At 71.1% G+C, this 12,472-nt stretch carries 9 protein-coding genes; 4 read left to right on the forward strand and 5 right to left on the reverse strand.

All coding sequences use genetic code 11. From position 1 onward, the window contains the following. Positions 1-73: 73 nt before the first annotated feature. The 4 genes from FB563_RS07035 (at position 74) to glgB (ending at position 7,743) form a co-directional block, all read left to right on the forward strand. Positions 74-2,284 (forward strand): alpha-1,4-glucan--maltose-1-phosphate maltosyltransferase, encoded by a 2,211-nt coding sequence (locus FB563_RS07035; protein ID WP_167528469.1) that lies wholly within the window; start codon positions 74-76, stop codon positions 2,282-2,284. Continuing rightward, complete coding sequence (gene treS, locus FB563_RS07040; protein ID WP_055704798.1) at positions 2,281-3,981, forward strand: maltose alpha-D-glucosyltransferase; 1,701 nt, start codon at positions 2,281-2,283, stop codon at positions 3,979-3,981. The genes FB563_RS07035 and treS overlap by 4 nt, the downstream gene beginning before the upstream one ends. 86 nt (positions 3,982-4,067) lie before the next feature. Then, a complete protein-coding gene (locus FB563_RS07045) occupies positions 4,068-5,441 on the forward strand; it encodes a maltokinase N-terminal cap-like domain-containing protein (protein WP_055704799.1) in 1,374 nt (457 codons plus the stop codon). A 79-nt stretch (positions 5,442-5,520) separates the two neighbouring features. After that, entirely contained in the window at positions 5,521-7,743 is a 2,223-nt protein-coding gene (gene glgB / locus FB563_RS07050) for a 1,4-alpha-glucan branching enzyme (RefSeq protein ID WP_055704837.1), read from the forward strand. A gap of 175 nt (positions 7,744-7,918) precedes the next feature. Here glgB and FB563_RS07055 read toward each other — a convergent pair whose 3' ends face one another. The 5 genes from FB563_RS07055 to FB563_RS07075 all read right to left on the reverse strand — a co-directional run bounded on the left by FB563_RS07055 (position 7,919) and on the right by FB563_RS07075 (position 12,450). Beyond that, positions 7,919-10,159, reverse strand: a complete 2,241-nt coding sequence (locus FB563_RS07055; RefSeq protein WP_199832744.1) for a HelD family protein — start codon at positions 10,157-10,159, stop codon at positions 7,919-7,921. 169 nt (positions 10,160-10,328) lie between these two features. Then, positions 10,329-10,661: a thioredoxin gene (gene trxA, locus FB563_RS07060; RefSeq protein WP_055704800.1), complete on the reverse strand. Its 333-nt coding sequence runs from the start codon at positions 10,659-10,661 to the stop codon at positions 10,329-10,331. Next, on the reverse strand, positions 10,658-11,086 hold the full coding sequence (locus tag FB563_RS07065; RefSeq protein WP_055704801.1) for a MerR family transcriptional regulator: 429 nt from the start codon (positions 11,084-11,086) through the stop codon (positions 10,658-10,660). The genes trxA and FB563_RS07065 overlap by 4 nt, the downstream gene beginning before the upstream one ends. A gap of 69 nt (positions 11,087-11,155) precedes the next feature. Further along, the gene (locus FB563_RS07070) at positions 11,156-11,689 is read right to left on the reverse strand and encodes a hypothetical protein (RefSeq protein ID WP_055704802.1); all 534 of its coding nucleotides are present in this window, start codon (positions 11,687-11,689) and stop codon (positions 11,156-11,158) included. After that, entirely contained in the window at positions 11,686-12,450 is a 765-nt protein-coding gene (locus FB563_RS07075) for a DUF2127 domain-containing protein (RefSeq protein WP_055704803.1), read from the reverse strand. The genes FB563_RS07070 and FB563_RS07075 overlap by 4 nt, the downstream gene beginning before the upstream one ends. Between the last annotated feature and the right edge of the window lie 22 nt (positions 12,451-12,472).

The following is a 12,472-nucleotide window of genomic DNA, read 5'->3' on the forward strand; positions in this document are numbered from 1 at the left end:
CACAGCACCTCCGCAGGACCCACCTCCCCATATCCATCCGCCCACACCCACGTTGACGCGGACAGGAGCGGTCATGCCCGCCACGCACCATTCGTCAGCACCCCCGAACAGCAGCGACACCACGGCAGCTGCAGCGAAGGCCGCGAAGAAACCGGCCAAGAAGACAACGGCCAAAAAGACAACGGCCAAGAAGGCAGCTGCCAAGAAGACAACGGGCAAGAAGGCGGTGAAGGCCGTCGCCGACTTGCCCGGCCCGCCCGGCCCGCCGGGCGGCCCCGCCGATCCCCCAGCCGTCTCCGGGGCGGCCACGCTCGGCCGTATCCCCGTCCTCGACGTACGGCCCGTGGTCCAGCACGGGCGCAGGCCGGCCAAGGCGGTGACCGGTGAGTCGTTCGAGGTGTCCGCCACCGTCTTCCGGGAGGGGCACGACGCCGTCGCGGCGAACGTCGTGCTGCGCGATCCGGCCGGCCGGCCCGGACCCTGGACGCCGATGCGTGAACTCGCGCCGGGCACCGACCGCTGGGGCGCCACCGTCACCGCGGGCGAGCCCGGCCGCTGGACGTACACGGTGGAGGCCTGGTCCGACCCGGTCGCCACCTGGCGGCACCACGCCGGCATCAAGATCCCGGCGGGCATCGACACCGAGCTGGTGCTGGAGGAGGGCGCGCGGCTGTACGAGCGCGCCGCCGCCGGAGTCCCGGACGGCCAACGGCCCGTCCTCGACGAGGCGGTGGCGGCCCTGCGCGACGACGACCGCCCCGCCGCCTGGCGCCTCGCGGCGGCGCTGGCACCTCAGGTGCAGGACCTGCTGGCCCGCCATCCCTTGCGGGAGTTGGTCACCGCCTCCGACCCGATGCCGCTGCTGGTGGAGCGCGAACGCGCCCTGTACGGCTCCTGGTACGAGTTCTTCCCGCGCTCGGAGGGCACGCCCGAGCAGCCGCACGGCACCTTCCGCACGGCCGCGCGCCGGCTGAAGCCGATCGCGGAGATGGGCTTCGACGTCGTCTACCTCCCGCCCATCCACCCCATCGGCACCACCTTCCGCAAGGGGCCCGACAACACGCTCACCGCCGGGCCGGACGACGTGGGCGTGCCCTGGGCGATCGGCTCCCCCGAGGGCGGCCACGACGCCGTCCACCCGGACCTGGGCACGATCGAGGACTTCGACTGGTTCGTGGCCCAGGCGCGCTCCCACGGCCTGGAGATCGCCCTCGACTTCGCCCTCCAGTGCTCCCCCGACCATCCCTGGGTGCAGAAACACCCCGAGTGGTTCCATCACCGGCCCGACGGCACGATCGCGTACGCGGAGAACCCGCCGAAGAAGTACCAGGACATCTACGCGATCGCCTTCGACGCGGACATGGACGGCCTGGTCGCCGAGACGGTACGGATCCTGCGGCACTGGATGGACCACGGCGTGCGGATCTTCCGCGTCGACAACCCGCACACCAAGCCGGTCGTCTTCTGGGAGCGGGTCATCGCCGAGGTCAACGGCACGGACCCGGACGTGATCTTCCTGGCGGAGGCGTTCACCCGGCCGGCGATGATGCACACCCTGGCCCAGATCGGCTTCCAGCAGTCGTACACGTACTTCACCTGGCGCAACAGCAAGCAGGAACTGACCGAGTACCTGGGCGAGCTGTCGGGGGAGGCGGCGGCCTACATGCGGCCGAACCTCTTCGTCAACACCCCGGACATCCTGCACGCCTACCTCCAGCACGGCGGGCGCCCGGCCTTCGAGGTGCGGGCCGTGCTCGCCGCGACCCTCTCCCCCACCTGGGGCGTCTACAGCGGCTACGAACTGTGCGAGAACACCCCGCTCAGGGAGGGCAGCGAGGAGTACCTCCACTCGGAGAAGTACCAGCTCAGGCCACGCGACTGGGAGGCGGCCGCACGCGAGGGCCGGACCATCGCCCCGCTCATCACCCGGCTCAACACCATCCGGCGCAGCAGTCCGGCCCTGCGCCAACTGCGCGATCTGCACTTCCACCACACCGACAAGGAGGCGGTGATCGCCTACTCGAAGCGGAGCGGATCGAACACGGTTCTCGTGGTCGCCAACCTCGACCCCCACCACACCCAGGAGGCCACGGTCTCGTTGGACATGCCGCAACTCGGCCTGGACTGGCACGAGTCCGTGCCGGTGCGCGACGAGCTCACCGGCGAGACCTACTACTGGGGCAGGGCCAACTATGTGCGCCTCGAACCGGGCCACAGGCCCGCGCACGTTCTCACCGTCCTGCGACCGTCCAACCCGCAGATCGGAGGGTCACCCACAATATGATCGTCAATGAGCCCGTTCCGGACACCTTCACGGACACTCCCGCGAGGGACCGGGACCCGGAGTGGTTCAAGCGCGCCGTCTTCTACGAGGTCCTGGTCCGCTCCTTCCAGGACAGCAACGGCGACGGCATCGGCGACCTGAAGGGTCTGACGGCCAAGCTGGACTATCTGCAGTGGCTCGGCGTGGACTGTCTGTGGCTGCCGCCGTTCTTCAAGTCGCCCCTCAGGGACGGCGGTTACGACGTCTCCGACTACACCGCCGTCCTGCCGGAGTTCGGTGACCTCGCCGACTTCGTGGAGTTCGTGGACGCCGCCCACCAGCGCGGCATGCGCGTGATCATCGACTTCGTCATGAACCACACCAGCGACCAGCACCCGTGGTTCCAGGAGTCCAGGCGGGATCCGGACGGTCCGTACGGGGACTACTACGTCTGGGCCGACGACGACAAGCAGTTCCAGGACGCCCGGATCATCTTCGTCGACACCGAGGCCTCCAACTGGACGTACGACCCCGTACGCAAGCAGTACTACTGGCACCGCTTCTTCTCGCACCAGCCGGACCTCAACTACGAGAACCCGGCGGTGCAGGAGGAGATGATCTCCGCGCTGAAGTTCTGGCTGGATCTCGGCATCGACGGGTTCCGGCTGGACGCCGTGCCGTACCTGTACCAGCAGGAGGGCACCAACTGCGAGAACCTGCCGGCGACCCACGAGTTCCTGAAGCGGGTGCGCAAGGAGATCGACGCCCAGTACCCCGACAAGGTGCTGCTGGCGGAGGCCAACCAGTGGCCCGAGGACGTCGTCGACTACTTCGGGGACTACTCCTCCGGCGGCGACGAGTGCCACATGGCCTTCCACTTCCCGGTCATGCCGCGCATCTTCATGGCCGTACGGCGTGAATCGCGCTATCCGGTCTCGGAGATCCTGGCCAAGACCCCGGCGATCCCGTCGAAGTGCCAGTGGGGCATCTTCCTGCGCAACCACGACGAGCTGACCCTGGAGATGGTCACCGACGAAGAGCGCGACTACATGTGGGCCGAATACGCGAAAGACCCACGGATGCGCGCCAACATCGGGATCAGGCGCCGCCTGGCCCCGCTCCTCGACAACGACCGCAACCAGATCGAGCTGTTCACCGCCCTGCTGCTGTCACTGCCCGGCTCGCCGATCCTCTACTACGGCGACGAGATCGGCATGGGCGACAACATCTGGCTCGGCGACCGCGACGCCGTCCGCACCCCCATGCAGTGGACCCCCGACCGCAACGCCGGTTTCTCGTCCTGTGACCCGGGGCGACTCTATCTGCCGACGATCATGGACCCGGTCTACGGCTACCAGGTCACCAACGTCGAGGCGTCGATGTCCTCGCCGTCCAGCCTGCTGCACTGGACCCGCCGCATGATCGAGATCCGCAAGCAGAATCCTGCCTTCGGACTGGGGTCCTACAACGAGCTGCAGTCCACCAACCCGGCGGTGCTCGCCTTCCTGCGGGAGTACGAGGACGATCTGGTCCTCTGCGTCCACAACTTCTCCCGCTTCGCACAGCCCACGGAGCTGGACCTGAGCCGGTTCGGCGGGCGGCACCCGGTCGAGCTGTTCGGCGGTGTCCGCTTCCCCGCGATCGGCGAGCTGCCGTACCTGCTCACCCTCGCGGGGCACGGCTTCTACTGGTTCCGGCTGCGGAGGGAGTCGGTCTAGACCCCTGTGGTGGGGCGGTTTCCACCGCCCCACCCGGGGCACGCATCAGTAACACCCCGACGACCCGGGGAAAGGACGTGACGCCCATGGCGGAAACGGTCACCTCTTCCAGCACCACCGTTCCTCTCCTCGCCTCGCTCGACCCCTTGTTGCGTGAGTGGCTGCCGAGGCAGCGCTGGTTCGCCGGCAAGGGGCGCCCGGTCACCGGGTTCACCCCCGTGGCCGTCACCGAACTGCTGCCGCCCGACGGCCGGCTGGGCCTGTACCACCTGCTGCTGCGCGTCCACCAGCCGTCCGCGCTCGGCGCCGAGACCCACCCGGGCGACTGCTACCAGCTGCTCATAGGCGTGCGCGAGGCGCTGCCGCCCCGGCTGGCGCCCGCGCTGATCGGGCATGTGCAGGACGGGCCGCTCGCCGGACGCACGGTGTACGAGGCCCTGTACGACCCCCGGCCCGCCGAGGTGCTCCTGGAGGCCCTGCGCACCCGGGCCCGCATCGGCGGACTGTGCTTCGAGCGGGACCCGCGCCAGGAGATCCGCGAGGGTCTCGTGGCCCGGCTGATGACCGCCGAGCAGTCCAACTCGTCGATCGTCTACGGCGATACGTTCATCCTGAAACTGCTGCGCCGGGTGGTGCCCGGCGTCAACCCCGACCTGGAGATACCCCTGGCGCTGGCCCGCGAGGGCTGCCCCCGGGTGCCCGCGCCGACCGCCTGGCTGCACGCCGAGCTGGACGAGGAGTCGTATGTGCTGGCGGTGCTCCAGCCCTTCGTGAGCGGGGCGAGCGACGGCTGGGAGCTGGCGCTGCGCGAGCTGGCCAAGGGCGAGGACTTCGCCGCCGAGGCGCGGGCACTGGGCCGGGCCACCGCCGAGGTGCACACCGCGCTCGCCCACGCCCTGCCGACGGTCACCCTCGGCCATGTGCAGCTGCAGTCGCTGGCCGACGGGATGACCGAGCGGCTCCAGGCGGCGGTCCAGGCGGTGCCCTCCCTACGGCCGTACGAGGACGGACTGCGCTCGGCCTACTCGGCGCTCGCGTCGCTCGCCACCGAGGGCCGTACCTGGACCGCGCAGCGGATACACGGCGATCTGCACCTGGGCCAGTGCCTGCGCTCCCCTTCCGGGGAGTGGTCGCTGATCGACTTCGAGGGCGAGCCGGCCCGGCCGCCCGCCGAACGGCGGATGCCGCAGCCGCCGGTGCGGGACATCGCGGGGATGCTCCGCTCCTTCGACTACGCGGCCCACTCCGTGACCCCGCCCGCGCCGGACTGGGCGCGCGTGTGCCGGTCCGCCTACTGCTCGGGGTACGCGGAGGTGGCCGGCCGCGATCCGCGCACCGATCCGGTGCTGCTGCGGGCCTACGAGACCGACAAGGCGGTCTACGAGACCGTCTACGAGGCCCGCCACCGCCCCGACTGGCTGCCCGTACCGCTCTCGGCGATCCGTCGCCTCGCCGCGTGAAGACCCAGGAGGCTCGTCCGTGACACCGAAGGGCAAGAAGCACACCAAGAGCAGGGAGAAGACGGTCCCGAAGCAGCAGGTGCCCAGGCACGACAGCGTCGCGGAGGGGGCGCGGCCGGGGGCCGCCGTCGCACCCGAGGACCGCGCGCGGCTGCTGACGGGAACCCATCACGACCCGCACTCCGTCCTGGGGGCCCATCCGGTGCCCGGCGGCGTGGCCTTCCGGGTCTTCAGGCCGTACGCGCTGTCCGTCACGGTCGTCACCGGCGAGGTGCGGGCCGAGCTGCACGGCGACGGCGACGGGTTCTTCTCGGGCCTGCTGCCGTTCGGTGACGTACCGGAGTACCGGCTGCTGGTGGCGTACGAGGGGAACGTCCTGGACACCGAGGACCCCTACCGCTTCCTGCCCACCCTGGGCGAGCTGGACCTGCACCTGATCGGCGAGGGCCGGCACGAGCAGCTGTGGCAGGCGCTCGGCGCGCATGTCACCAGCCATCAGGGAGTGCCCGGCACCCGGTTCGCGGTGTGGGCGCCCGACGCCCGGGGCGTGCGGATCGCGGGCGGCTTCAACTTCTGGGACGGAACCGGCTTCCCCATGCGCTCGCTGGGCTCCTCCGGGGTGTGGGAGCTGTTCGTGCCGGGGATCGGCGCGGGCGAGGCGTACAAGTTCGAGATCACCCGCCCGGACGGCTCGCGCACCCTGCGCGCCGATCCGCTGGCCCGCCGTACCGAGGCGCCGCCCGCCACGGCGTCGATCGTGGACGTCTCGCGGCACGAGTGGGGCGACGCGGAGTGGCTGGCGCACCGGGCCGACCTCCCCGTGCACGAGGCGCCCTTCTCCGTCTACGAGGTCCACCTGCCCTCCTGGCGGCCGGGCCTAACCTACCGTCAGCTCGCCGACCAACTCACCGCTTATGTGCGGGAGATGGGCTTCACGCACGTGGAGCTGATGCCGGTCGCCGAGCACCCCTTCGGCGGGTCCTGGGGCTACCAGGTCACCGGTTTCTACGCGCCGACGGCCCGGCTCGGCACCCCGGACGACTTCAAGTACCTGGTGGACCGGCTGCACCAGGCCGGGATCGGGGTGCTGATGGACTGGGTGCCGGCCCACTTCCCGCGCGACGACTGGGCGCTGGCCGAGTTCGACGGGCGCCCGCTGTACGAGCACCACGATCCGCTGCGGGCCGCGCATCCCGACTGGGGCACGCTGGAGTTCGACTTCGGCCGCCCGGAGGTGCGCAACTTCCTGGTGGCGAACGCCGTGTACTGGTGCGAGGAGTTCCACATCGACGGGCTGCGCGTGGACGCGGTCGCCTCGATGCTCTACCTGGACTACTCGCGCGAGCCGGGCCAGTGGACCCCGAACGAGCACGGCGACCGGGAGAACCTGGACGCGGTCGCCTTCCTCCAGGAGATGAACGCCACCGTCTACCGGCGCTGCCCGGGTGTGGTGACCATCGCCGAGGAGTCGACGGCCTGGGACGGCGTCACCCGGCCCACCCACCACAAGGGCCCGAGCGGCTTCGGCGGGCTCGGCTTCGGCCTGAAGTGGAACATGGGCTGGATGCACGACTCGCTGCAGTACATGGCCCACGAGCCGGTCCACCGCAAGTACCACCACCACGAGATGACGTTCTCGATGGTGTACGCGTACAGCGAGAACTACGTCCTGCCCATCTCCCACGACGAGGTCGTGCACGGCAAGCGGTCCCTCGTGTCGAAGATGCCCGGCGACTGGTGGCAGCAGCGCGCCAACCACCGCGCGTACCTGGCCTTCATGTGGGCCCACCCCGGCAAGCAACTGCTCTTCATGGGCCAGGAGTTCGCCCAGGGCGCCGAGTGGTCCGAGGCGCACGGCCCGGACTGGTGGCTGCTCGACCCGTCCTACGGCGCCGAGGCCGACCACCGGGGCGTGCGGGATCTCGTACGGGACCTGAACGCGCTGTACCGGGCGAGCCCGGCGCTGTGGCAGCGGGACACCGACCCGGCGGGCTTCCAGTGGATCATCGGGGACGCGACGGACGACAACGTCTTCGCGTTCCTGCGGTGCGCGGCCGACGGCTCCCCCGTGCTGGCGGTGTCGCACTTCTCGCCGGTCGTCCGGCACGACTACCGGCTCGGGGTCCCGGACGACGTACCGGCCTGGCACGAGTCCCTGAACACGGACGCCGCCCGGTACGGCGGCGGCGATGTCACCAACCCCGACATCATCAAACCCGAGCCCCAGGGCTGGCACGGCCGCCCGGCGAGCATCCGGCTGACCCTGCCTCCACTGGCGACGGTGTGGCTGCGGCCTGCCTAGCGCTCGTACGGTGCGGGGTCACAGGTACCCGGGCCGGCGACGGCCACGGCACGCCGGGCACCGGCGCCTCGGTGCCCAGCGCTCCGCGCCCGTGTGTCACGGCCGTGTGTGCGGGAGCCCCTGTGCTCCCCGCTGCACCCCGGCCACCCGCCGCCGTCGCCCGACGGGAGTCCCGCTACGGCCCGGTGACGCCCGCGGCCAGCGCCTGGGGGAGCTCGTCCGTGTACAGCACCCCGAGCCGCTGGGTGGCGCGGGTCAGGGCGACGTAGAGGTCGCTGGTGCCATAGCCGCCCGGCTCCACCACCAGGACCGAGTCGAATTCGAGACCCTTGGCCTGGCGGGGGTCGAGGAGGACGACCGTGCGGGTCAGGTCGGGCTCGGCGCCCGCCGTGACGCCGTCCAGCCGGGTGGCCAGCCGGCGGTGCAGCGCGCGCGGGGCGATGACCGCCAGCCGGCCCTCGGCCGGGGTGAGTTCGGCGACCGCCTTGGCCACGGCCTCGGGCAGGTCGCCGTCGGCCCGCCGCACCCAGGGCCGTACGCCCGTGGAGCGGACCGAGCTGGGTGGCTCGAAATCGGGGTTCTGGGCGCGGACCACGGCCGCGGCCAGGTCCATGATCTCGGCCGGGGTGCGGTAGTTGACGCCGAGGCGGGTGTGCTCCCAGCGTTCCTCCACATAGGGGGCGAGGATGTCCGCCCAGGAACCGACACCGGCCGCCTCCGCGGTCTGGGCGGGGTCGCCGACCAGGGTCATCGAGCGGGTGGGGCTGCGCCGCATCAGCAGCCGCCAGGCCATCGGCGACAGCTCCTGCGCCTCGTCCACGATGATGTGCCCGAACGCCCAGGTCCGGTCGGCCGCGGCGCGCTCGGCGGCGCTGCGGTGGTCCGCCTCCTCGTGCCGCTCGGCGAAGCGTTCGGCGTCGATGATGTCGTGCGCGGACAGCACCTCGGACGCGTCCGGGTCACCGTCCTCCTTGTCCTCGAACTCGTAGGTCCGGGAGGCGTAGGAGACGTCCAGCACGCCCTGGGCGTAGGCGATCTGGGTCTCTCGTTCGCGCTCGGCACGGGCCCGTGCCGAGCGCTCGTCCTCGCCGAGGAGTTCGGCCGCCTCGTCCAGCAGGGGGACGTCGGCGACGGTCCATGCCCGGGTCACCGGGCGGCGGATGGCGGCGGCGTCCTCCTCGGGGAGGTAGCCGTCGGGCTCCGCGAGGAAGTCGGCGACCAGCCGCTGCGGGGTGATGCGGGGCCACAACTGGTCGATCGCGCCCCAGACTTCGGGATTCTCGGCGAGCTCGTCGCGGATCTGGGTGATGTCGGAGGCGTCGAGCAGGCTGCTGCCGTCGTACGGATCGGTGCCGACGCGTTCGGCGTACAGCTCGGTGAGGGTGTTGAGGATGTGCCCCTCGAAGTACTCGCGGGCGGCGTTGTGCGGCAGCTTCGCGGCGCGGGTGCGCTCGCGGGCGACGCTCACCAGGCCGTCGTCGAGCATCAGCACCTCGCGGTCGTGCTCGATCGCGATGACCGGGTCGGGCAGGGCCTGCCGGTCGCGTACGACGGCGGCGAGCACGTCGGCCATGCCGGCGCGGCCCTTGACGGCGGCCGCCTCGGGAGTGTCGGTGGCGGTGGCCTTCACCCCGGGGAACAGCTCGCCGACCGTGGCCAGCAGCACCCCGGTCTCGCCGAGGGAGGGCAGCACCTCGCCGATGTAGCCGAGGAAGGCCGGGTTGGGGCCGACGATCAGCACGGCCCGGCGGGCCAGCAGCTCGCGGTGCTCGTACAGGAGGTAGGCGGCGCGGTGCAGCGCGACCGCCGTCTTCCCGGTACCGGGGCCGCCCTCGACCACCAGCACCCCCCGGTGCGGCGCCCGGATGATCCGGTCCTGCTCGGCCTGGATGGTCTGCACGATGTCGGTCATCCGGCCGGTGCGCGCCGAGTTCAGCGCGGCCAGCAGCACGGCATCCCCGTTGTGGTCCTCGTACCCGGTGCGGGTGGCGTCGCCGAGGTCGAGGATCTCGTCGTGCAGGGCGGTCACGGTGCGGCCCTCGGTGCTGATGTGCCGGCGGCGGCGCAGGCCCATCGGGGTGTGACCGGTGGCCAGGTAGAAGGGGCGGGCGACGTCGGCCCGCCAGTCGATGAGGACGGGGGTGCGCTCGGCGTCGTCCTCGCGCAGCCCGATCCGGCCGATGTGGTGGGCGGTGCCGTCGGCGAGGTCGATCCGGCCGAAGCAGAGCGAGCCGTCGACGGCGTTCAGCGCGGCGAGCAGCCCCGAGCGCTCGGCGACCAGGATGTCCCGCTCCAGCCGGGCCTGCATGGGCTTGTCGCCCTGGGCGAGCGCGTCCGCGACCGAGGTCGCGGCCTCGCCGCGCAGCACGTCCACGCGCGCGTACAGTCCGTCGATGAATTCCTGCTCGCGCCGCAATTCATCGTTCGGAAATTCGGTGTTTGACAATTCCGCTCCCGCCCGGATATACTGTGCCCAGTGAACTTCTCCGTGGCTTCTTGTAAATGAAGTCACGAACCACTGAATATACGCACAGAAATCCCCCGAGCGCAATTGCTCAGGGGATTTTTTGATGGGCGGCCGCGCCTTACAGCACGTCGGCCAGCTCTTCCATGAGGCGCCGCTTGGGCCGCGCCCCGACCATGGACCGCACCGGCTCACCGTCCCGGAAGACCATCAGGGTCGGCGTGGACAGCACCCCGTAGGCGACCGTCGTCTCCGGATTGCGGTCGACGTCGAGCTGTACGACCTTCAGCCGGTCGCCCTCCTCGAAGGCGATGTCCTTCAGCACCGGCGCGAGCTGCCGGCACGGGCCGCACCAGTCCGCCGTGAACTGCACCAGGACCGGAAGGCCGGCGCCTATCACCTCCGCCTGGAAATCCGCGTCCGTCACCTCGTCCAGTCCGCTCACCAAGCTCATCGCGAAAGCCCTCCCAGCTCGCACACGGGCTCCGGACCTCCCGGAACCAGCGCCTCGGCGGCCAGCGCGTCCCGGGCCAGCTCGGCCCGCCGCAGCTGCCCGGCGACCGTCTCCCGCACGGACTGCAGCTGCCCGATGAGCGCGTCCAGCTCGCCCAGCTTGCGCCGGTAGACCTGGAGCGAGGCCGGGCAGGAGTCGCCCTCCGGGTGCCCGGCGCGCAGGCACTCCACGAAGGGCCGCGTCTCCTCCAGCTCGAAGCCGAAGTCCTGCAAGGTCCGGATCTGCTCCAGCAGCCGCAGATCGCCCTCGTCGTAATGGCGGTGCCCGTTGCCGTCGCGCCGCGCCGGCAGCAGCCCGCGTGCCTCGTAGTACCGCAGGGTGCGGGTGGTGGTCCCGGCCCGTGCGGCCAGCTCGCCGATTCGCATGCCCACGACCGTAGGGGTTGACGTCGGCGTCAAGGCAAGCGGTCGTCCGGCGGGTGACCGGGGGACTCCTCAGCGGCAGAGCCGGTCGAGTTCCCCGGCGAAGGAAGGGAACTCCGCCGCGGCCGCGGCGACGATCTCCGGGGCCGGGCGGCGCGGGGTGGTGGCGTGCCGGGTGGCGAGGTCCGCCAGTACGGCGTCGGGGCGGGCCGTCCACTCCTCCTCGGGCCACAGGGCCTCCCGTGGGCCGTAGCCGTCGGCCAGCACCCACAGGAAGTCGGAGAGGTTCCCGGCCACCACTCCGGCCTCCCCCTCGGAGCCCAGGAACACCACCGGCTGCTCGGGCAGGGTCCGCCCCGGCCGGACACACCACACCGCGGCGAGGCCACCGGTGCCGTGCTTGCCGAAGACCCGGTAGGCGCCGCCGTCGGCCTCCGGGTTGCCGGTCCACCGCCGGAGCCAGTCGGTGGTGTCCTCGGCGGAGTCGAAGGCGTCGTACGGCTCGAAGTCGACGCCGTCGCCGTGGTCGTACGCGAACTCCACGCGGGCCACCTCGGCCAGGGCCGGCGGGAGGCGGCGGCCGTCCTCGGTCCCGGCGGACGTCACACGGTCACCCCCGCCGACTCCTCCACCTCCATCAGGGAGGCGCTGTGGCGCTCCTCCTCGAACTTGCGGCGGCCGCCGCGCAGGCCGAACAGGCGCTTGGCCAGGGCGATGTAGAGGACGGCGAGGATGTTGAGGACCAGCGTGGCGATCTTCAGGTAGCTGACCTTCTCGGTGAGCTCGTAGATCTCCAGGGGGAGGAAGGCGGCGGTGGCGACCACCGTCAGGTACTCCGCCCAGCGCTTGGCGTACCAGAGGCCGACCGCCTCGACCAGCTCGATCAGCGCGTAGGCGAGCAGCAGGGCGGCGACCAGCAGGAGGGTGTTGTGCTTGTAGCCGAACGCCTTCTGGATGGAGCCGACGACCGGGGAGTGGTCGAGGTCGTAGTGGAAGTGGCGGAACACCGGGCGGAAGACGTCCAGGTTCTCGTTGAAGAGCTTGCGCACGGCGTCCTGGCTGTTGCTGAACTTCCACACCGCCACCGCGACCAGCACGATGAACACCCCGCGCACGGCCCGCTCGATCGCGAGGAAGCGCAGGATGAACAGGTCGCGGAGCACCTTGCCGCGCGGTACGAGCGGCGCGTCGGCGGCCGGGCCGGAGCCGTGCGGCTCACCCAGCACGAAGTCACCGCAGCGCAGGCAGCGCCACACCTCCCCGAGCGCGGTCTCGGCGTGCAGCCGGACCCGCAGCCGGGGGTCGTCCGGCGCGTACGTGATGTGGCCCTTGCGCGCGCAGGTCCGCCGGTCCCAGTCGATCTTCATCCCCCGTGCCTCCATCGCACTT

It is taken from the genome of Streptomyces puniciscabiei (assembly GCF_006715785.1).
Lineage (GTDB): Bacteria > Actinomycetota > Actinomycetes > Streptomycetales > Streptomycetaceae > Streptomyces > Streptomyces puniciscabiei.